This is a genomic window from Citrobacter sp. MGH 55 (assembly GCF_016906145.1).
Taxonomy (GTDB): Bacteria; Pseudomonadota; Gammaproteobacteria; order Enterobacterales; family Enterobacteriaceae; genus Citrobacter_A; species Citrobacter_A amalonaticus.
Genome location: NZ_CP070239.1, coordinates 1331692 through 1352122, shown reverse-complemented (window position 1 = coordinate 1352122; position 20431 = coordinate 1331692). Strand labels below are relative to the sequence as shown.

At 55.3% G+C, this 20431-nt stretch carries 16 protein-coding genes and 4 tRNA genes; 4 read left to right on the top strand and 16 right to left on the bottom strand.

What is annotated here, in order from left to right:
- Positions 1 to 6 precede the first annotated feature (6 nt).
- The gene (gene cyaA, locus JTI98_RS05420) at positions 7 to 2553 is read right to left on the bottom strand and encodes a class I adenylate cyclase (RefSeq protein WP_042998805.1); all 2547 of its coding nucleotides are present in this window, start codon (positions 2551 to 2553) and stop codon (positions 7 to 9) included.
- Between the two features lie 390 nt (positions 2554 to 2943).
- Between cyaA and hemC the strand changes: the two genes are divergently transcribed.
- The 4 genes from hemC to hemY are packed head-to-tail and all read left to right on the top strand — an operon-like array spanning position 2944 to position 7027.
- Complete coding sequence (gene hemC / locus JTI98_RS05415; RefSeq protein WP_046402118.1) at positions 2944 to 3885, top strand: hydroxymethylbilane synthase; 942 nt, start codon at positions 2944 to 2946, stop codon at positions 3883 to 3885.
- Complete coding sequence (gene hemD, locus JTI98_RS05410) at positions 3882 to 4622, top strand: uroporphyrinogen-III synthase (RefSeq protein WP_044327607.1); 741 nt, start codon at positions 3882 to 3884, stop codon at positions 4620 to 4622. Before hemC ends, hemD begins: the two co-directional genes overlap by 4 nt.
- 21 nt (positions 4623 to 4643) lie before the next feature.
- Positions 4644 to 5828 (top strand): uroporphyrinogen-III C-methyltransferase, encoded by a 1185-nt coding sequence (hemX, locus tag JTI98_RS05405; protein WP_216082011.1) that lies wholly within the window; start codon positions 4644 to 4646, stop codon positions 5826 to 5828.
- 2 nt (positions 5829 to 5830) lie between these two features.
- Positions 5831 to 7027, top strand: a complete 1197-nt coding sequence (gene hemY, locus JTI98_RS05400) for a protoheme IX biogenesis protein HemY (protein ID WP_044258291.1) — start codon at positions 5831 to 5833, stop codon at positions 7025 to 7027.
- A gap of 686 nt (positions 7028 to 7713) precedes the next feature.
- Here hemY and JTI98_RS05395 read toward each other — a convergent pair.
- The 15 genes from JTI98_RS05395 to wecB form a co-directional block, all read right to left on the bottom strand.
- Positions 7714 to 7790 (bottom strand) — tRNA-Pro (locus tag JTI98_RS05395).
- A 41-nt stretch (positions 7791 to 7831) separates the two neighbouring features.
- A tRNA-Leu gene (locus JTI98_RS05390) sits at positions 7832 to 7918 on the bottom strand.
- A gap of 19 nt (positions 7919 to 7937) precedes the next feature.
- A tRNA-His gene (locus JTI98_RS05385) sits at positions 7938 to 8013 on the bottom strand.
- A 57-nt stretch (positions 8014 to 8070) separates the two neighbouring features.
- Positions 8071 to 8147 (bottom strand) — tRNA-Arg (locus JTI98_RS05380).
- 102 nt (positions 8148 to 8249) lie between these two features.
- Positions 8250 to 9635, bottom strand: coding sequence for an amino acid permease (locus JTI98_RS05375; RefSeq protein ID WP_058587319.1), 1386 nt, complete (start codon positions 9633 to 9635; stop codon positions 8250 to 8252).
- A gap of 203 nt (positions 9636 to 9838) precedes the next feature.
- Positions 9839 to 10579, bottom strand: coding sequence for a lipopolysaccharide N-acetylmannosaminouronosyltransferase (gene wecG, locus JTI98_RS05370; RefSeq protein WP_216082010.1), 741 nt, complete (start codon positions 10577 to 10579; stop codon positions 9839 to 9841).
- A 2-nt stretch (positions 10580 to 10581) separates the two neighbouring features.
- The gene (gene wzyE, locus JTI98_RS05365) at positions 10582 to 11934 is read right to left on the bottom strand and encodes an ECA oligosaccharide polymerase (RefSeq protein WP_044267313.1); all 1353 of its coding nucleotides are present in this window, start codon (positions 11932 to 11934) and stop codon (positions 10582 to 10584) included.
- A complete protein-coding gene (locus JTI98_RS05360) occupies positions 11931 to 13010 on the bottom strand; it encodes a TDP-N-acetylfucosamine:lipid II N-acetylfucosaminyltransferase (protein WP_216082009.1) in 1080 nt (359 codons plus the stop codon). The genes wzyE and JTI98_RS05360 overlap by 4 nt, the downstream gene beginning before the upstream one ends.
- The gene (gene wzxE / locus JTI98_RS05355) at positions 13007 to 14257 is read right to left on the bottom strand and encodes a lipid III flippase WzxE (protein ID WP_058587323.1); all 1251 of its coding nucleotides are present in this window, start codon (positions 14255 to 14257) and stop codon (positions 13007 to 13009) included. Before wzxE ends, JTI98_RS05360 begins: the two co-directional genes overlap by 4 nt.
- 1 nt (position 14258) lies before the next feature.
- A complete protein-coding gene (gene rffA, locus JTI98_RS05350; protein ID WP_216082008.1) occupies positions 14259 to 15389 on the bottom strand; it encodes a dTDP-4-amino-4,6-dideoxygalactose transaminase in 1131 nt (376 codons plus the stop codon).
- A 4-nt stretch (positions 15390 to 15393) separates the two neighbouring features.
- A complete protein-coding gene (rffC, locus tag JTI98_RS05345) occupies positions 15394 to 16071 on the bottom strand; it encodes a dTDP-4-amino-4,6-dideoxy-D-galactose acyltransferase (RefSeq protein ID WP_042998794.1) in 678 nt (225 codons plus the stop codon).
- Positions 16049 to 16930, bottom strand: a complete 882-nt coding sequence (gene rfbA, locus JTI98_RS05340; protein WP_058587326.1) for a glucose-1-phosphate thymidylyltransferase RfbA — start codon at positions 16928 to 16930, stop codon at positions 16049 to 16051. The genes rffC and rfbA overlap by 23 nt, the downstream gene beginning before the upstream one ends.
- A 19-nt stretch (positions 16931 to 16949) precedes the next feature.
- The gene (rffG, locus tag JTI98_RS05335; protein WP_046402119.1) at positions 16950 to 18017 is read right to left on the bottom strand and encodes a dTDP-glucose 4,6-dehydratase; all 1068 of its coding nucleotides are present in this window, start codon (positions 18015 to 18017) and stop codon (positions 16950 to 16952) included.
- Complete coding sequence (gene wecC, locus JTI98_RS05330; RefSeq protein ID WP_044267324.1) at positions 18017 to 19279, bottom strand: UDP-N-acetyl-D-mannosamine dehydrogenase; 1263 nt, start codon at positions 19277 to 19279, stop codon at positions 18017 to 18019. Before wecC ends, rffG begins: the two co-directional genes overlap by 1 nt.
- A complete protein-coding gene (wecB, locus tag JTI98_RS05325) occupies positions 19276 to 20406 on the bottom strand; it encodes a non-hydrolyzing UDP-N-acetylglucosamine 2-epimerase (protein WP_044328970.1) in 1131 nt (376 codons plus the stop codon). Before wecB ends, wecC begins: the two co-directional genes overlap by 4 nt.
- Positions 20407 to 20431 lie beyond the last annotated feature (25 nt).

The window sequence follows — 20431 nt, the reverse complement described above, 5'->3', positions numbered from 1 at the left end:
AAACTATCACGAGAAATACTGCTGCAACTGCGGCGTGTCGTTATCCTGATTGGCTGGCGGAACGTTGCCGAGTGATTGTGCGCGGAACGGGATCACCTGTGCGCGCCCGTCCGTATTCACAATCTGATAGAACTGCGGCAGGTTGAAGTTGATGAAACTGGAGCCGTAGGTAAAGCGGTCGTGCGACGAGGAGTAGAAACGGCTGACGTCGCGCACCAGCTCTTCTTTGCTGCCTTCGCAGTGATGATACACTTCCGCCCGGTTACTCTCGTCCAGAATGTAGATGTTAAAGCCCTTCTCATCACCGGTCTCTTCAAAGAAGAACTGAATGATCCCTTCGCTGGCGAAGCCATCCACGACCGACGGCAGTTTCACCTGATTGGTTTCCACCTGAACTGACAGGCCGTGCAATTTGTTATGCGAAATTGCGCCGTAGAACTCAATGGCGTTTTCCAGCTTCTGTACCGACACATTCAGGCGTTCAAAGAACAGGCCCCATGTCTGACCGGAAACGCGCAATGCCTTAAAGCGCCCTGTCTCCTGACGGGTACTGGAGAGACGCAGCTCGATGCACTCTGAAACCAGTTGCTGCACGCGGGTACGAATCAAACCACGCAGATGCTGGCTGTAGCAGAACACTTCCACGCTGTCCGGCGGCGCGGCGTCCTGGTGCATTTTGCCCAGAATCGTTTTCAGTGCTTCTATCATCGCCTGTTCGCCGTTGAAATGCAGCGTACGCACTTCATTCCACGAGTTGCGGTACAGCAGATCTACGCTGCCCACCAGGCAATTTTGCTCTTCGCCAAAGCTGAAAACATCCAGCTTACGGAAGTCAAAATGGACCACCTGATTGCGGAATGCCGCCGTCGGGTCATATTCGAGGTTAACGATGATCGCCAGATGGCGAATTTCACACGGGCTGTAGAGCGCTTTCGGCGTCGGCGCAGGCAAACGTAGCGGGAAATGGTGCGACACATCGGCCACCATCTCCTGCAATTTCGGCAGATCGACAATGCCGTTGCCCTTAATAAACAGATGCGTGCGCGACGTCAGCAGACCGTTAAACCACGCCCAGGCCACCAGCTTATTCAGATAGCGGTTATATTCCAGCGGCTGATGGCTGATGATGGAATCCATGTTTGGCGCACGGTTGTAGAGATACCAACCTGAACGGTTGGCGCGACCTGGCGGAACGTGGATAAAGGTTAAGTTCGGTTCAGAGAGGTCCGGCGAAATCTGTGGGTTCACCAGCGTAACTTTACCGGGTAACGCTTCAAACGCGGCGTACAGCTTACGGGTCAGAACGCCAATATCCTGCGGACTGGCGCTGACGCTGAGATTATTACGACGCGCAAAGCGGATCAGATTACGGTAGCTCTGCATCATGGCATCGAGCAGTTCGTTGTGCGCTTCACGTACCTGATCAATCTTCCAGTTCGCCCGGTTGTCGAGCATGGCCAGACGATTTTCGTCCCATCCCCACTCGCTTACTAACTGACTGAGCACTTCACGACGCCAGCCGACGCAGGCGCGTTCGCGGCTCAGTTTTTCGCAAACTTTTAAGTAGAAACATCGGCGCACTAAATCCAGGCGCGTCGGATCTTCAATCGCCGTGAGGTATTCCGTCACGCGTTCCAGCATCATGCAGTACGGGTCAAGACCAAACGAGACGATCTCGCCGTCATGCAGGCGCTGTTTAATGTCTTTCGCCAACAGGCGTGGATTGGGGTATTCCCAGGAGTAGGCTTCCAGCAACAGCGTTTTCAGCACCGCCTTGTACGGTGAATCGATACTTTTATACAGTTGCCAGAGGCTGGCGCCAAAGTACTCTTCAGCGGAGAGTGAGCTTAATCCGCCCAGGTCCAGCCATTCGTTTGGCGTGAGCACACCCTGAGCGTAGAGCGTCATAACGTAGTCGTCGTAATGCTCTTCTTCATCGCCCGGCACCATATTCCACAGAATACGCTTACCGGCGAGACGCACCGCGGTACGGTAGAATTCATCCAGCAGCAGGATATGCTGCGTCGAGCCACAGTCTTCACCACCCAGACTGCCGCTTTCATTATGGCGGAAACGGTTTTCATCAATCAGGAAGAAGCTGACTTCCACCCCCAGCGAAGCGGCCCAACTTTCCAGCAGACTGCATTTACGCTGCAGCAGTTGTCGTTCTTCACTGTCCAGCCAGGACTGGTGGCACACCCAGATATCAAGATCCGACGAACAACTTTGTCCGACAGAGGAGGTGCTGCCCATGGAATAAACGCCGGTAATCGGCAACTCACCTTTTGGCGGATCCTGCGGCGCCAGACCGCGATACAGTTCCAGTTCGTTCAGATAGTGGCGTTGGGTTTCATCAGGCGTGTAAAAGCAAATGCCTCTGGGAACGTTACCATCGAGGTATCCCGGCATCAGCGGATGGTGATAGTGCAATAATGTCGGCAGAAGACTGTACACCTGCTGGAAAGCAGGTCCCATGGCAGCAAGCGCGCGATCCACACGCAGTTGATTAATGGCATCCAGTCTCTGTTTCAGAGTCTCAATATAGAGGTACAAGACGTATCGCCTGATGTTGCTACCCGTCATGCCGTCGATTGTCGCAGCGCGATCCGCTTACCAACAACCTTCACCATTCGGGATAAACCAAATGACAAAAATAACCGTTACCTTTTACGACCTTTTTTTTGTGCGTTCAGTCGAAAAAATGGCCTAAAACGTGATCAATTTAACACCTTGCTCATTGACCGTAAAGAAAGATGCGCTACATACAAGTGTAGCACCAATCGCTTCGCGTAAATTCTGAAGTACGCCCGGACGGTTTCTCGTCATTAAATACTGCCAGCCGCAACACAGTGTCTTATCCTTGACTTACCTTTGACCGTAACACTGACATCCCACTTGTAAGGATGTTAGGATGAACCACGGACGATAATGACGGTAACAAGCATGTTAGACAATGTTTTAAGAATTGCCACACGCCAAAGCCCCCTCGCGCTCTGGCAGGCACATTATGTCAAAGACGCTCTGATGGCGAGCCATCCCGGCCTGGTCGTGGAGCTGGTGCCTATGGTGACGCGTGGTGATGTCATTCTTGATACCCCACTGGCGAAAGTAGGCGGCAAAGGTCTGTTCGTAAAAGAGCTGGAAGTTGCGCTGCTCGAAAAACGTGCCGACATCGCGGTGCACTCAATGAAAGATGTTCCGGTTGAATTTCCGGAAGGTCTGGGACTGGTTACTATCTGTGAGCGCGAAGATCCGCGCGACGCCTTTGTCTCGAACACATATAACACCCTTGATGAACTGCCTGCCGGCAGCATCGTGGGTACCTCCAGTTTGCGCCGCCAGTGTCAGCTGGCAGAACGCCGTCCGGATCTCGTCATTCGTTCACTGCGCGGCAATGTTGGAACCCGCCTGAGCAAGCTGGATAACGGCGACTATGATGCCATTATCCTGGCCGTTGCCGGTTTAAAACGCTTAGGACTGGAATCGCGAATCCGCACGGCGCTTCCACCAGAAGTGTCGCTGCCTGCCGTGGGGCAAGGCGCGGTTGGCATCGAATGCCGCCTCGACGATAGCTGGACTCAGGCGCTGCTGGCCCCGCTGAATGATGAAATGACCGCACTTCGCGTCAAAGCCGAGCGCGCCATGAACACCCGCCTGGAAGGGGGCTGTCAGGTGCCAATTGGCAGCTATGCTGAAATCATTGATGGTGAGATTTGGCTACGCGCGCTGGTCGGTGCGCCAGACGGTTCACAAATGGTACGCGGAGAGCGCCGTGGCTCGCCCGATCAGGCGGAGCAGATGGGCATTTCGCTGGCCGAAGAGCTGCTGGATAACGGCGCGCGCGCGATTCTGACCGAGGTTTATAACGGAGAATCCCCCGCATGAGTATCCTGGTCACCCGCCCGTCTCCCGCAGGGGAAGAGTTAGTGAGCCGTCTGCGCACACTGGGGCAGGAGGCCTGGAGTTTTCCGCTCATCGAATTTACCCCGGGTCAGGATTTATCGCGACTGGCCGGGGTGTTTTCGACGATCACTGATAACGATCTGCTCTTTGTGCTGTCACAGCACGCGGTCTCTTTTGCCCATGCGCAACTGGAACGTGAAGGGCTGAAGTGGCCGGCCGCCGCGCACTATTTTGCTATTGGTCGCACGACCGCCCTGGCGCTGCATACCGTCAGCGGATATGACATTCGCTATCCACTGGATCGGGAAATCAGCGAAGTCTTGCTACAATTACCTGAATTACAAAATATTGCGGGCAAACGTGCGCTGATCTTACGCGGCAACGGCGGTCGGGAGCTATTAGGCGAAACCCTGGCGGCACGCGGTGCAGATGTCACGTTTTATGAATGTTATCAACGTAGTGCTAAACCTTACGATGGGGCACAAGAAGCGATGCGCTGGCAGTCGCGCGGCGTGACAACGATAGTGGTCACCAGCGGGGAAATGCTGCAACAGCTTAACGCACTAATCCCGCAGTGGTATCGCGAAAACTGGTTACTACGCTGTCGGCTTATTGTCGTCAGCGAGCGTCTGGCGCACCTCGCCCGGGAACTGGGCTGGCAAGATATTAAGGTCGCTGATAACGCCGACAACGATGCGCTACTGCGCGCATTACAATAACTCTCATAATGGGAAGCCATAATGACGGAACAAGAAAAATCCTCCGCCGTGGTTGAAGAGACCAGGGAGGCCGTGGAAACTCAGCCACAGCCAGCTACTGCTGAAAAAAAGAGTAAAAACGGCACTGCGCTCATCCTGAGTGCGGTGGCAATCGCCATCGCGCTGGCAGCCGGTGTTGGACTCTATGGCTGGGGAAAACAACAGGCGATCACACAGACCGCCACCAGCGATGCACTGGCTAATCAACTGACCGCGCTGCAAAAAGCGCAGGAAAGCCAGAAGGCGGAGCTGGAAGACGTCATTAAACAGCAGGCGGCGCAGCTTGAGCAGGCCAACCGTCAGCAAACTGAACTAGCGAAACAGTTGGATGAAGTCCAACAGAAAGTCGCCACGATTTCCGGTAGTGATGCCAAAACCTGGCTGCTTGCGCAGGCCGATTTCCTGGTCAAGCTGGCCGGACGTAAGCTGTGGAGCGATCAGGATGTGACGACGGCGGCCGCGCTACTGAAGAGTGCAGATGCCAGCCTCGCGGACATGAACGATCCCAGCCTGATTACCGCACGCCGGGCTATCACCGATGATATCGCCAGTCTTTCCTCCGTCGCTCAGGTGGATTACGACGGTATCATCCTGAAAATTAATCAGCTTTCTAATCAGATCGATAACCTGCGTCTGGCGGATAACGACAGCGACGGTTCACCGATGGACGCCGATAGCCCTGAGCTTTCCAGTTCAATCAGCGAATGGCGCGTCAATCTACAAAAAAGCTGGCAGAACTTTATGGACAGCTTTATCACCATCCGCCGCCGCGATGATACTGCGGTCCCGCTGTTAGCGCCGAATCAGGATGTCTATCTGCGGGAAAACATCCGCTCTCGTCTGCTGGTTGCCGCCCAGGCCGTGCCGCGCCATCAGGAAGAGACTTACCGTCAGGCGCTGGATAACGTCTCCACCTGGGTGCGTGCCTACTACGATACCGACGACGCCACGACAAAAGCCTTCCTTGAAGAAGTGGACAAGTTGAGTCAGCAGAGCATCACGATGGACGTACCGGAAACGCTGCAAAGCCAGGCGATCCTCGAAAAATTGATGCAAACCCGCGTGCGTAACCTGCTGGCACAACCGGGCGCCGCGCCATCTGAAGCGGCCCCTGCGTCTGAAGCACCGCAGGCAGAAACCCCGGCAGCCGCGCCGCAAGGAGAATAATGATGCTAAAAGTATTATTGCTCTTTGTGCTGTTGATCGCGGGTATCGTGATCGGCCCGATGATTGCCGGTCACCAGGGTTATGTCCTGATCCAGACCGACACCTACAATATTGAAACCAGCGTGACCGGGCTGGTCATTATCCTGATCCTTGCGATGGTGGTACTGTTTGCCATCGAATGGCTGCTGCGCCGCCTCTTCCGAACCGGCGCACATACACGCGGCTGGTTTGTGGGTCGCAAACGTCGTCGCGCCCGCAAGCAGACCGAACAGGCACTGTTGAAACTGGCGGAAGGAGACTATCAGCAGGTTGAGAAGCTGATGGCGAAAAATGCCGATCATGCTGAACAGCCGGTAGTGAACTACCTGCTCGCCGCTGAAGCAGCGCAACAGCGTGGTGACGAAGCGCGCGCAAACCAACATCTGGAACGTGCGGCAGAACTCGCGGGTAACGACACGATTCCGGTTGAGATTGCGCGTGTCCGTCTGCAACTGGCGCGCAATGAGAACCATGCCGCGCGCCACGGCGTGGATAAACTGCTGGAGGTGACGCCGCGCCATCCGGAAGTATTGCGTCTGGCAGAACAGGCCTACATTCGCACCGGTGCCTGGAGCTCGCTGCTGGATATCATCCCGTCAATGGCGAAAGCGAACGTCGGTGATGAAGAGCATCGTGCGATGCTGGAACAGCAGGCGTGGATTGGTCTGATGGATCAGGCGCGCGCCGATCAGGGCAGCGATGGTCTACGCGAATGGTGGAAAAACCAGAGCCGTAAAACCCGTCATCAGGTCGCCCTGCAGGTGGCCATGGCCGAGCATCTGATTGAATGCGACGATCACGACATGGCACAGCAAATCATTATCGACGGTCTGAAGCGTCAGTATGACGATCGCCTCGTGCTGCCAATTCCGCGTCTGAAAACCAATAATCCGGAACAGCTGGAGAAAGTCCTGCGTCAGCAAATCAAGACCGTCGGCGATCGCCCTCTGCTGTGGAGTACGCTGGGTCAGTCGCTGATGAAGCACGGCGAATGGCAGGAAGCGACCGTTGCCTTCCGCGCCGCGCTGAAGCAGCGTCCGGACGCGTACGATTACGCCTGGCTTGCCGACGCGCTCGACCGCCTGCATCAACCGGAAGAAGCGGCCACCATGCGCCGTGACGGCCTGATGCTGACGTTGCAGAATAATCCCCCGCAATAACGCCCTGACGCCCGGTGACGCTTCGCGCTCCGGGCATTAATCGCATACACAAAATCATTCAGGATGCATCGAGGCGGCAAGTCTGAGGATCTCCGGGAGCTTACATAAGTCAGTGACCGGGGTGAGCAGGCGCAGCCAACAAAGAGGCAGCCTGGAGGATGACGTATATTCATAAAAAAACGCCCGCTCTTTTGGAGCAGGCGTTAAACAGGTCTTTATGACAACATAAATGGGTGCTTCACTCAACGTTATGTCCATGGTGTTTGATGAGGCCGAAGCGACATCTGTCTGTGGACGATAAGCACCGTAAACGGCTCTGCATCATTCCTGAGTTTATGAGGCACTATGGCGAGCATAAGAGATGGAATGAGCATCTACCCGTCTATTATTGCACATTGCATGCCAGGATTGCACCGCTAAAAATAGGGATTAGGATAATTCGCTATCCCTGTACTGGCGCGGGTTGTCGGCAATTTTGCCTTTTTCTGCCAGTCGGAAATACACCCCATTGTCGCTCAGCAGAGACAGATCTCGCCCGATATACGAAAGTCTTGAAATTTCAGAAGGTTAATCGTCACCAAATGGCGACAATGGCAAACAGGGTTGTCTCAGGGAAGCAACAGGGGAAAAGAAGAAGAAAGTGTGGCATAGAAAAAGAAAAACCCCGCCGAAGCGGGGTTCAAAATTGGTCGGCGAGAGAGGATTCGAACCTCCGACCCACTGGTCCCAAACCAGTTGCGCTACCAAGCTGCGCTACTCGCCGATGTACTGCTTTTTGAATTTTTAGTTCAATTCGTTAAGTCGTGGTGCGAGGGGGGGGACTTGAACCCCCACGTCCGTAAGGACACTAACACCTGAAGCTAGCGCGTCTACCAATTCCGCCACCTTCGCATTTCACAACTTTTAATAATGGGGTGGCTAATGGGATTCGAACCCACGACAACTGGAATCACAATCCAGGGCTCTACCAACTGAGCTATAGCCACCACTGCAAATCTTTGTTACGCGGTATCAAAACCACCGCAGCTCCAGCACCGGGTAAATGGTGCGCCCGACAGGATTCGAACCTGAGACCTCTGCCTCCGGAGGGCAGCGCTCTATCCAGCTGAGCTACGGGCGCTTAGCGCCGTTGCGGGGGTGGATAATACGGACTTCACACCCCGCTGTCTAGTGCCTTTTTAAATAAAATGCGCGTTTGGTTACGCTTTGCGCGTTTTGTCGCTTATTCCCCCGTTTTCTGGGCGATACCCTGACGGTTGAGGCCAAAAACCTTGTAAACAGCCGTCACGGAGAGCAGGAAGATGATGCCGACAAACAGCGACATACGGGTATCTTCATTAAAGTACATGCCGATCAGTACGCAAACCAGGAAAGCCATCGTCAAATAGTTTGCCCACGGGAACAGAATCGAACGGAACGGATGGCTGGCCATCGCCGCTTTATGCGCCCGACGAAAACGCAGCTGGCTAATCAGGATCACAAACCACGGCACCATCCCCGGCAGCACGCTTGCACTATAAACATAGACGAAGACGCGCTGCGGATTAGGAATGATGTAGTTCAGGCACGAACCGACCAGCAGGATCAAAATCGACAGCGCGACACCCGCCACCGGAACGCCGTGACGGGAGACTTTCGCCATCGCCGCTGGTAGTTGATGATTCTTCGCCAGCGCGTAAAGCATACGACCACAGCTGTACATTCCGCTGTTACAGCCAGACAGCGCGGCGGTCAGCACGACAAAGTTGATAATCGCCGCCGCGGTAGTGATACCAATTTTGGCAAAGGTCAGGACGAACGGACTGCCGTTGCTACCAATTTCGTTCCACGGGAAGATAGTGACGATCACGAAAATCGCTCCCACGTAGAAGATCAGAATACGCCACAGCACTTTACCTACCGCGCTACGCAGCGTGACCTGCGGGTTTTTGGCTTCGCCCGCCGTAATCCCAATCAGCTCCACGCCCTGATAAGAGGCGACCACAATACACAACGCGGTGAGGAAGCCTTTCCAGCCACCGGCAAAGAAACCGCCGTGCCCGGTCAGGTTACCAAAGCCAATCGGCTGCCCGCCGTTGCCGAGGCCGAAGAAAATCACGCCCAGCCCCACCACAATCATCACGATGATGGTGGTGACTTTGATCATCGCAAACCAGAACTCAATTTCGCCATACAGACGAACGGCCGCCAGGTTTGCCAGCGCCACCAGTCCAACGGCAATTAGCGCCGGTATCCATTGCGCCATTTCCGGAAACCAGAACTGGACATAGACGCCGATCGCGGTGATCTCCGAAATACCGACCGCCATCCACATAAACCAGTATGACCATGCGGTGAGATAACCGAAGAACGGGCTCATGTAGCGGTGAGCGTAAACGGCGAAAGAACCGGCAACCGGCTCCAGGAACAGCATCTCGCCCATTGAACGCATAATGAAAAAGACGAACAGGCCGGCGACAATATATGCCAGCAGTACCGATGGTCCTGCCCATTTCAGGGTGCTTGCCGCCCCCATAAACAGGCCGACACCAATGGTGCCCCCGAGGGCAATCAATTCGATATGACGAGCCTCCAGCCCACGCTGTAGCTCCGGTTTATTCTCTGCCATAAATCCTCTTGTCGTGTTTACATGCTTTCCGGCATTGCCGGTTATTGTTATGGGTACATCGCTGGGGGCGCATGTTTTCGCAAATTTGGCAAAATGGCAAACGAAGCATTAAAAAATTGCATTTTTTTGTAAAAACGGTGCAAAAATGAGGCAACAAGGTAGCGCATAGAGCATAATGCGCTACCTGCATGAAGAAGGGATTTTTAAATATTTCCGCTGTAGTGCCAGCGCAGGTAACGCAGTAAACGGAGCTGGCGGGTAATGCGGCTCGGCTGCGACAGCAAGCGATACAGCCACTCCAGCCCCAGATTTTGCCACACCTTCGGCGCACGTTTTACATGACCGGTGAAAACATCATAGGTACCGCCGACGCCCATATAGAGCGCATGCGGATGCACCTGCCGGCAATCGCGCATAAAGATTTCCTGTTTCGGCGATCCCATCGCCACGGTGACGATTTTCGCCCCACTGGCGTGGATTTGCTCAAATAGCGCAGGACGCTGCTCCGGCGTAAAATAACCGTCCTGGCTGCCGACAATGTTCACATTCCACTGGGCGCGCAGTTTCGCTTGCGTTTGTGCCAGCACTTCCGGCTTTCCGCCCACAAGGAATACCGGCGTGCCTTCCTCACCCGCGCGGACCATCAACGCTTCCCAGAGATCGGCACCCGCTACGCGAGAAACCTGGGCATGCGGAAATTTTTTGCGTACCGAGCGCACGACGCTGATCCCGTCGGCATATTTATACTCTGCTGCCTCAATCAGGGTACGGACTTCTGGGTTATCTTCCGCCGTCAGGACCTTTTCTGCGTTAATCGCCACCAGCGTACCTTGTTTAAGCTGGCCGCCAGCATAGAGATAATCCAGCGCATGGTGCATATCACGCCAGCCAATCAGCTGGAGTCCGCGCAGATCGTAAATTGGTGCTGTTGTATTATCAGTCATTGCTATCCTTCAACCTGTTTGTCTGGCAGGGCTCGCCAACGTTTATGGATCAGTCCGGCCTGGTCAAACAGCCAGAACAGAAGTTTTGCCACCAGCAAACAGGCACCAAAAACCACCAGGAAAAAAACAACACGCGAGACAAACGAGTCCAGTCCCTCTCGCGCCAGCACGATCATATTGAAAATCGCGCCAAAGCAAAAACTATGCAAAATCGCGGCCTTGTAGCGGTTGGCCTCACGATTACCCAGCTCGTACAGCCAGTCGAACCATTTGATGATAAGCCCTACCACAACCGCGCCCAGCGGGATAAACAGCGCGCCGCCCATCACCACCAGCGAACCAATCAGCGTTGGCGAAATCGCCAGACCGGAATGGTTGTTCAACACTTCCCACGTAAAGTAGTTCGCCGTATTCAGCACCACACTCGGCCGCCCTGGCCAAAGCCAGGAAGGAATAAAGACGTAGAAATCACGGGCAATTGGCGCCAGCCCCTGAAAGTCGATTTTGTCGTAATTTTGCAGCAGCAGCGCCAGGTTCTCCCACGGAGAAAACGTGTCACGGGTGAGATAGAGAAACGTATAGAACGCCTCGTCACCGCTGACGTTCAGCCCGTAGCGCTTCAATGCCAGCCAGAACATCCCGACAATCCCCAGCACGCCTGCCGCCGCCAGCATCCACAGCGAGATCCAGCCGCGAATAATGCCGATAAACAGGAAAATGGCGAAGGCAATGATGATATTGGCGCGAGTGCCGCCGACAATCATATACGTCAGCAGGCCAAATGCGACGGTGCTGACCAGGAAGAACAACCACGCTTTACTGTCCTGACGCAGGAAATAGACCACCAGCATCGCCGGGATGAAAAAGTAAAAGAAGCGTTTTAACGCCACGCCGGAAACTTCACTGGAAAAAATCTGGCTATACGACTGCAGGCGGAACAGTAAGAAACCGTTATGCATGAAGAAGATGCCCACGCTGATCAGCGCAATCCCCATCAGAATCATCCAGGTGAGATGGGTTTCCACCCGATTCATCGTGAACAGCGGTTTGTACGGCGCGTCCGCAATCCGTTTGCGCAAGCGGGTCTTATAGGTCACATAGTAGATCGCGTAGAAACAGGCGGCGGAAAGCAGCGCCTGTAGCAGGATTTCCGGCGGTGCGACGGCAACGTCAAAGCGGAACGCCAGCACGCTGGTCAGCGGAAAGCCAAAAAAGAAGGTCAGCAAAAACAGCAGCGAGAAGAACACGTTGAAGTTGAAGCGCACGCGGCGAAACTCAAACCAGGTTAGCGTGGCGATAAACAACGTGGAGAGGAGCCAGACGACAAACAGGCCGCTGAACTGCATCAGACTCATAGCGCCTCCCCTGCGGCAACCTGCAACGCGTGATGCCAGGGCTGCAAATAGTTCGGGCTAAAGAAGGTAATCGTATTTTTATCCACGGATGCCAGCTGGCGCTGCGCCTCGCGCACCACCTGTTCGTTGAGTTCATCGGTCGTAAACAGCACCGGAAGATGCTGTTCCACCATGTCCTGCCAGAAGGGATTTTCGCGGTTCAGCACGCAGGGAACGCCTGCCTGAATCAGCAAACATAAGGTGCCAATTCCCTGCTGACGGGCAAAAATAAAGTACCCGAGATCGCACTGACGAAGCAGCGCCAGATAGTCGTCGAACGCCAGCTTGTCGCTGAGGATCTGCAGGTTATCTGCACTGAACAGTCTTAGCCCCGCCTGACGAACGTCCGCGATATACGCCTCGTTATTCGCCGGATAGCCCATCGGGACAACCACATTTACGGTGTCGCCAAACTGCTGATGCACCGCCCGCAGCGCGGCGATATGTTCGTTGCTGCGATCGCCTGAGTTGCCCACCAGAATGGTCATTTTTCCGCTGCGTTGGCGATCGTTCACCATATTGTTGAGCGCGGGATCCATTCGCGTCGGGAAATAGAGCAGTTCTCCCGGCACACGCGGATGCTGTTGGGCGAAATAGTTCAGATCGCCACGGGTGGCAAAAACGCCCCCAACACGGCTTTGCGCCAGACGGCGAAGCGGATAAAACAGTTTGAATTTCAGTCCACTGGAGACTTCATACAGATCCGCGCCCCAGATGTGCCAGTAAAACTGACTGGGCTTAATTCCACCGCTCAGTAATGCCAGCCACAGCGCCATATTAAACTGACCGTGGAAGAAGAAACGCTGCAGTCTGTTCGCTTTAGCTTGCGCTATCACCGCTTGCGCCAGCGATTTTTTACCGCTGTAGAAACGGATGGAGAGCGCCGGGCAACTTTCCGTCAACCCGGCATCCTGACCGGCGACCATAAAGACACGGGCATGCTCGCTGGTCGATGCCAGCGTATCGTTGAAAAACCGCAGCACGGTTTGATTATGGTGAGGGATATCCGATCCCAGTACGTGAATCAGTACAGTCATGCCCGCCTACGCCAGAGTAAAAATACACAACAACATAAAGAAAAATAGACGACATACGTTGCCATATAGGCCTGTGCCGCACCCAGCGCGCCATGTGCCGGGATCAGCCAGTGCGCAAATGCCGTCAATAAAATGAACTGGCTGATTTCCGCCAGAATATAAAACCGCAGTGACGCTTTGGCGATCACCAGGTAACCGAAGACATATGCCCCAACTTTCAGCACATCTCCAACCAACTGCCAGGCAAACAGATCGCGCATGGCGGTGAATTTCTCAGAGAACAGCAGCCAGATAGCAAAGTCACGCAGCAGCCAGACGGAGAAGCTCGCAGCGGCCACCGCAGGCAGAACAAACTTCAGCGACTTCACCACTTCCCGTGTGATGTCCCGCTTTTCGGTAAGGCGCGACAGCGTCGGCAACAGGTAAACGCTAAACGACGCGGTAATAAATTGTAGGTAAGCATCCGAGATACTGCTCACCCCTTGCCAGATCCCGACGTCATCCCAACTGTAGTGCGCCGCCAGCAGGTTTCGCATCATCACATACGCCACTGGCAGCGTGACGGAGGTGATCAGCGCCATCAGGGTAAACTTGCTGAGCTGGCCCGCCAGCCCGTTATCCCAGGATGGCTTGAGATAGCGCAGAGGGATCATTCCGCGTTTCAGCAGCATGGCTGCCGCCGGGATCACCACCAGTGCGGGCACCAGCGCCAGGCCGAGGAGCGCGCCTTCATAGCCGCCCAGCCGGTAACAGCCATAATAGGCGACAACGCCCACCAGGCTGCCGACAATCAGTGACAGCGCATTCCCGGCCGCATCACGAAATCCTTTCATTAACGCCAGCAGCAGGTTGGCCCAGGCAATCCCCATCTGCACCAGCGCCACTAAGCGTACTAACCCCTGATACTGCGTATGACCAAACAGTCCCTGGCTAATCGGTACCGCCGCAAGCAGAAACACCAGCGCCAGCAGCGTCGAAAAACCCAGCACCATCGCCGAGGATGTCCCGACCACCTGCCGCAATTGTTCGGGGTTATCGTGAGACTGCGCAACGTATTTGGTGACGCCGTTGAAAATGCCGGCCCCCGCCAGGACGCCAAGCACGGTGACCATCTGACGGAAATTTCCCGCTTGCCCGACACCCGCCGGGCCGAATGACACCGCCAGCAGCTTAACGACCAGTAACCCCGCGCCAATTTTGACCAGCGTGCTGGCCGCCGTCCACAAGGACGCTTTCGCAAGCGACATATCAGGCGAAATAGTTCAGCAATGTCGTAATCACCGTGCGCTGATTCACTGCCGACAGGTTATAGAACAGCGGCAGGCGCAGCAGACGTTCGCTCTCTTTGGTGGTGTAGCGATCCTCGCCGGAGAATTCACCAAACTTGTCGCCAGCCGGGCAGTCATGCAGCGGAATGTAGTGGAACACCGCCATAATCTCGGCTTCTTTCAGGAAGTTAATCAGCGCGCTACGATCGTCAATGTCGCGCAGCTTGATATAAAACATATGGGCGTTCTGTTTGCAGTCATCCGGAATGGATGGCAATTCAATTCTGCCCGCACGCGCCAGCGGTGCGAGGGCATCGTAGTAGGTCTGCCACAACGCCAGACGCTGCTGATTAATGCGGTCCGCCGCTTCCAGCTGTGCCCAGAGATAAGCGGCTTGTAGATCGGACATCAAATAGCTGGAACCAATATCACGCCAGGTATATTTGTCGACCTGACCACGGAAGAACTGGCTGCGGTTAGTCCCTTTTTCACGAATGATTTCGGCTCGCTCAATAAGGCTGCGATCGTTAATCAGCGTTGCGCCGCCTTCGCCACCGGCGGTGTAGTTTTTGGTTTCATGGAAACTAAAGCAGCCGATGTGGCCGATCGTTCCCAGCGCCCGGCCTTTGTAAGTCGACATCACCCCCTGCGCGGCGTCTTCTACCACAAACAGGTTGTACTTATCCGCCAGCGCCATGATGGTGTCCATCTCACAGGCCACACCCGCATAATGCACCGGCACAATCGCCCGCGTTTTTTCGGTGACCGCCGCTTCAATGCGCGTTTCGTCAATGTTCATGGTATCCGGACGGATATCCACAAAGATGATTTTAGCGCCGCGCAGCACAAAGGCATTCGCGGTCGACACGAAGGTGTAACTCGGCATGATCACTTCATCACCCGGCTGGATATCCAGCAGCAGTGCCGCCATCTCCAGTGAGGCGGTACAGGAAGGCGTCAGCAGTACCTTCGCACTGCCAAAACGCTGCTCAAGCCACTGCTGACAACGACGGGTAAAGCCCCCGTCGCCACACAGCTTGCCGCTGCCCATTGCAGACTGCATATACTCAAGTTCGGTACCCACCACCGGCGGTGCGTTAAACGGAATCATGTTGTCACCTGTATAACCAGTACGCGGTGCTTTCTACATTCGCACCGCTTTGTATATAACGTTTAAGCGCGGCGGTGTTGCCCATCTGGGTCGCCACCCGCAATGTTGTTTTGCCGCGCGCCTGCGCCCAGCCCAGCGCCGCCTGCATCAGCTCTGCCCCAACGCCACGCCCGGCGAGCAAGCCGATTCGCGCCTCGCGGTCATCCAGTTCACGCAGCGAGACATAGCCGCGAATATCCCCATTTGAGGTGCGAAGAACCAGACACTGATGATCAAACGTGCCATGCACCGCGTTTTCAATCCACTGCGCATAAAAGCGAGCGCTGGCGTCAGGCGCATACCACGGCGTGCGAAAGCGGCTTTGCGCAAAGGCCGCCGCAGCGAGCTGGCGCAAGGCCGGAATGTCCGTCAGTTGTGCAATTTCTGCGCCAGTTTGACCGTTGTTTTTCCCGACAGGAAGAACAAAATCGACTTCCCCTTCCACCAGCGCGAAACCCAGTTGTTGCAGAGCATCCAGCTCGCGGGTATTGGCCGCCGGGATTTTGGCCTGCACCCGCGACCAGGGCTGTAAGGCTTCTGCGGTCAATAACGGCGCCGCCGGATCCAGCCGGACAATGGCGCTGTTGATGCCAAAGAAGCGGTTTTCCCAGCCCAGCGGCTCAATACTGGCGTGGACGTGCACGAAGCAGCTCCAGTAAATATTGGCCATAACCTGTTTTCGCCAGAGCGCTGGCGGCACGTTTCACGCCGTCATCATCCAGCCAACCATTGCGCCAGGCAATCTCTTCCAGACAGGCAATTTTGAATCCCTGACGCTTTTCAACCGTCTGCACAAAGGTGCTCGCCTCAATCAGGCTGTCATGCGTTCCCGTATCGAGCCAGGCAAAACCGCGGCCCAGCAGCTCAACGGTCAGATTGCCTGCGTCAAGGTACATCTGATTGATAGAGGTGATCTCCAGTTCGCCGCGTTCAGATGGTTTCACGCGCTTTGCGTACTCCACCACATTGCTGTCGTAGAAATAGAGCCCGGTCACCGCCCAGTTAGATTTTGGCTGCTTCGGTTTCTCTTCTAACGAGATGGCGCGGAAATTGTCATCAAACTCCACCACGCCAAACCGTTCTGGATCCATCACCTGATAGCCAAACACGGTCGCCCCTTCGGTACGCGCGGCGACATGGCGCAATTTAGGACTGAACCCCTGACCGAAGAAAATATTGTCGCCTAACACCAGGCAGGAAGGTTCGCCGTTCAGGAACGTCTCACCGATGATAAACGCTTGCGCCAGGCCATCCGGACTCGGTTGTTCGGCATACTGCAAATGAATGCCAAATTCAGAACCGTCGCCTAACAGACGCTGAAAATATCCTTTGTCTTCCGGCGTGGTGATAATCAGGATCTCACGAATGCCGGCCAGCATGAGCACCGATAACGGGTAATAAATCATCGGCTTATCGTAAATGGGGAGCAGCTGTTTCGACACGCCACGCGTGATAGGATGCAAACGGGTGCCAGAGCCGCCCGCCAGAATGATACCTTTCATGCCTTCCTCCTCCGGGAAATTAGCCCTTCAGACCTAAACGTTGCCCCTGATAACTACCGTCTTGTACGGGCTTCCACCAGGCCTCATTCGCCAGATACCACTGCACGGTTTTACGCATGCCGCTTTCAAAGGTTTCCTGCGGCGTCCAGCCAAGCTCACGGGCGATTTTTGACGCATCAATGGCGTAACGTAAGTCGTGACCAGGACGATCGTCCACAAAGGTAATCAGGTCGCGGTAATGTGCGATACCCCGCGGTTTGTTCGGCGCCAGCGTTTCCAGCAGCTCGCAAATCGTCTCAACCACGTCCAGATTCTTACGCTCGTTATGACCGCCGATGTTATACGTTTCACCGACTTCTCCGGTGGTCGCCACGCAGTACAGCGCTCTCGCGTGATCGTCCACATACAGCCAGTCGCGGACCTGCTGTCCGTTGCCATACACCGGCAGCGGTTTGCCCTCCAGCGCATTAAGAATCATCAGCGGGATCAGTTTTTCCGGGAAGTGGTAAGGGCCATAGTTGTTAGAGCAGTTGGTGATAAGGGTTGGAAGACCGTAAGTGCGCAACCAGGCGCGCACCAGGTGATCGCTGCTGGCTTTCGACGCGGAATAGGGGCTGCTAGGGGCGTAGGGCGTCGTCTCGGTAAAGAAATCATCCGTCGAATGCAGATCGCCATACACCTCGTCCGTCGAGATATGGTGGAAGCGAAACGCCGATTTCTTCTCGTCAGCCTGTTCACTCCAGTACGCCCGCGCCGCTTCCAGCAGCGTGTAGGTGCCAACAATGTTGGTTTCGATAAACGCCGCCGGTCCGTCGATGGAACGATCGACATGGCTTTCGGCGGCCAGGTGCATCACGCAGTCTGGCTGATACTGTTGAAAAACCCGATCCAGAGAGGCACGATCGCAAATATCCACTTTCTCGAAAGCAAAGCGATCGTTCTGCGCAACCGGAGCCAGCGACATCAGATTGCCGGCGTAGGTGAGTTTATCCACCACCACCACCGCATCTGCCGTCTCATTAATGATATGCCGTACCACCGCTGAGCCGATGAAACCTGCGCCACCCGTCACCAGAATCCGTTTCATTAACGCCACACTCCTTTGGTATCCACGACGTACTGCTGCTGCACAGCATCGCCCTGAATGGCTTTAAACTGGCTATGATCGACCAGCATCACCAGCACGTCGGCCGTCGCCAGCGCGTCGTTCAGGGCGGCAAGAGTACAAAGACCGTCCAGCTTTTTCGGCAACTGGTGAATATTCGGTTCCACCACCAACGTTTCACCGCTGTGCCACTGGGCGATACTTTTTGCGATCCCCATTGCCGGGCTTTCACGCAAATCGTCGATATTGGGTTTGAATGCGAGGCCAAAGCAGGCGATTTTCACCTCGCTGGCGCGCTTATTCGTCGCCGCCAGGCAGTCCGCAACGGCGGCTTTGACCTGATCGACGACCCAGTGTGGTTTACCGTCGTTTACTTCACGCGCGGTACGGATCAGACGCGACTGCAACGGATTCTGCGCCACGATGAACCACGGGTCGACAGCAATACAGTGCCCGCCCACCCCCGGTCCCGGCTGGAGAATGTTGACGCGTGGATGACGGTTCGCCAGGCGGATCAGTTCCCAGACGTTAATCCCCTGCTCGGCGCAAATCAGCGACAGTTCGTTCGCAAAGGCGATATTGACGTCGCGGAAGCTGTTTTCCGTCAGCTTGCACATTTCGGCCGTACGGGAATTGGTCACCACGCACTCGCCTTCAAGGAATATCTTGTACAGTTCGCTGGCGCGCGCCGAGCACACCGGCGTCATGCCGCCGATGACCCGGTCATTCTTGATCAGTTCAACCATCACCTGACCCGGCAGAACGCGCTCAGGACAATAGGCGATATTCACATCCGCCTGCTCGCCCGCCTGCTGCGGGAAAGTGAGATCCGGACGCATTTCGGCCAGCCACGCCGCCATCTGTTCGGTCGCGCCAACCGGAGAGGTCGACTCGAGGATCACCAGCGCGCCCTTTTTCAGCACTGGCGCAACGGATTTCGCCGCCGCTTCGACATAGGTCATATCCGGCTCATGCTCACCTTTAAACGGCGTCGGTACTGCAATCAGATACGCATCGGCATCGACAGGGGTCGTGGTGGCGCGCAGAAAACCGCCTTCCACCGCCGTTTTCACGACGTTATCGAGGTCCGGCTCAACAATATGGATTTCACCGCGGTTGATGGTCTCCACCGCATGCGGGTTAACGTCCACCCCAATCACCTGCTTTTGGCGCGAAGCAAAGGCAGCCGCCGTCGGCAAACCGATATATCCCAGACCAATAACAGAAATGGTAGAAAAACTCATAGCGATACCCGATTGTTTTTTAACGCGTGTAAAATGCGGCCGCAGGCCTGCCCGTCACCGTAAGGGTTATGGGCGCGGCTCATAGCCTGATATTCGTTTTCGTCATGCAGCAAACGCGTGACTTCTTCAACAATGCGCTGGGAGTCTGTCCCCACCAGACGCACGGTCCCGGCGGTAATGGCCTCGGGTCGTTCGGTTGTTTCACGCATCACCAGCACCGGTTTGCCCAGTGACGGCGCCTCTTCCTGAATCCCGCCGGAGTCCGTCAGAATCAGCCAGGCGTGATTCATCAGCCAGACAAAGGGCAGATAGTCCTGCGGTTCAATCAGCGTCACGTTTTCAACATGACCGAGAATGCGGTTGACCGGCTCGCTGACGTTCGGGTTCAGGTGCACTGGATAGACAATCTGCACATCCTGATTGGCAGCCGCAATCTCCGCCAGCGCATGGCAAATCTGCTCAAATCCGCGACCAAAACTTTCGCGACGATGACCGGTCACCAGGATCAGTTTTTTATCCGAACTGAGGAACGGATACTGCTCGGCCAGTTCTGAACGCAACGTATCACTAGCCAGAACGCGGTCGCGCACCCAGATCAGCGCATCGATCACCGTATTGCCGGTGACAAAGATGCGGCTGTCGGCAATATTCTCGCGCAACAGGTTTTGCCGCGAGTTCTCCGTCGGCGCAAAGTGATACATCGCCAGATGCCCGGTCAGCGTACGGTTTGCCTCTTCCGGCCACGGGGAATAGAGATCGCCAGTGCGTAACCCGGCTTCGACATGGCCGACCGGTATACGTTGATAAAACGCGGCCAGACTGGTCGCAATCGTGGTGGTGGTATCTCCGTGTACCAGTACCACATCCGGCTTGAAGTCAGCGAGGATAGGCTTCAGCCCTTCCAGTATCCGACAGGTTATCTCTGTCAATCCCTGACCCGGCTGCATAATATTGAGATCGTAATCAGGAACAATAGAAAAGAGATTCAATACCTGATCGAGCATCTCCCGGTGCTGCGCGGTAACGCAGACTTTTGCGTCGAAATCAGGATCCTTTGCCAGCGCATGCACCAGAGGTGCCATTTTTATGGCTTCCGGTCGCGTGCCAAATACAGTCAGTACTTTCACATCGATTCTCTTCGAATAGTCAGTG

Bases quoted from the DNA above. Each gene is read 5' to 3' on its own strand.
- rffG (WP_046402119.1), bottom strand. From the start codon at position 18,017: ATGAAACGGATTCTGGTGACGGGTGGCGCAGGTTTCATCGGCTCAGCG.
- rfbA (WP_058587326.1), bottom strand. From the start codon at position 16,930: ATGAAAGGTATCATTCTGGCGGGCGGCTCTGGCACCCGTTTGCATCCT.
- wzyE (WP_044267313.1), bottom strand. From the start codon at position 11,934: ATGAGTCTGATGCAGTTCAGCGGCCTGTTTGTCGTCTGGCTCCTCTCC.
- JTI98_RS05360 (WP_216082009.1), bottom strand. From the start codon at position 13,010: ATGACTGTACTGATTCACGTACTGGGATCGGATATCCCTCACCATAAT.
- hemY (WP_044258291.1), top strand. From the start codon at position 5,831: ATGCTAAAAGTATTATTGCTCTTTGTGCTGTTGATCGCGGGTATCGTG.
- hemD (WP_044327607.1), top strand. From the start codon at position 3,882: ATGAGTATCCTGGTCACCCGCCCGTCTCCCGCAGGGGAAGAGTTAGTG.
- hemC (WP_046402118.1), top strand. From the start codon at position 2,944: ATGTTAGACAATGTTTTAAGAATTGCCACACGCCAAAGCCCCCTCGCG.
- wecG (WP_216082010.1), bottom strand. From the start codon at position 10,579: ATGACTGATAATACAACAGCACCAATTTACGATCTGCGCGGACTCCAG.
- wzxE (WP_058587323.1), bottom strand. From the start codon at position 14,257: ATGTCGCTTGCGAAAGCGTCCTTGTGGACGGCGGCCAGCACGCTGGTC.
- rffA (WP_216082008.1), bottom strand. From the start codon at position 15,389: ATGATTCCGTTTAACGCACCGCCGGTGGTGGGTACCGAACTTGAGTAT.
- hemX (WP_216082011.1), top strand. From the start codon at position 4,644: ATGACGGAACAAGAAAAATCCTCCGCCGTGGTTGAAGAGACCAGGGAG.
- JTI98_RS05375 (WP_058587319.1), bottom strand. From the start codon at position 9,635: ATGGCAGAGAATAAACCGGAGCTACAGCGTGGGCTGGAGGCTCGTCAT.
- wecC (WP_044267324.1), bottom strand. From the start codon at position 19,279: ATGAGTTTTTCTACCATTTCTGTTATTGGTCTGGGATATATCGGTTTG.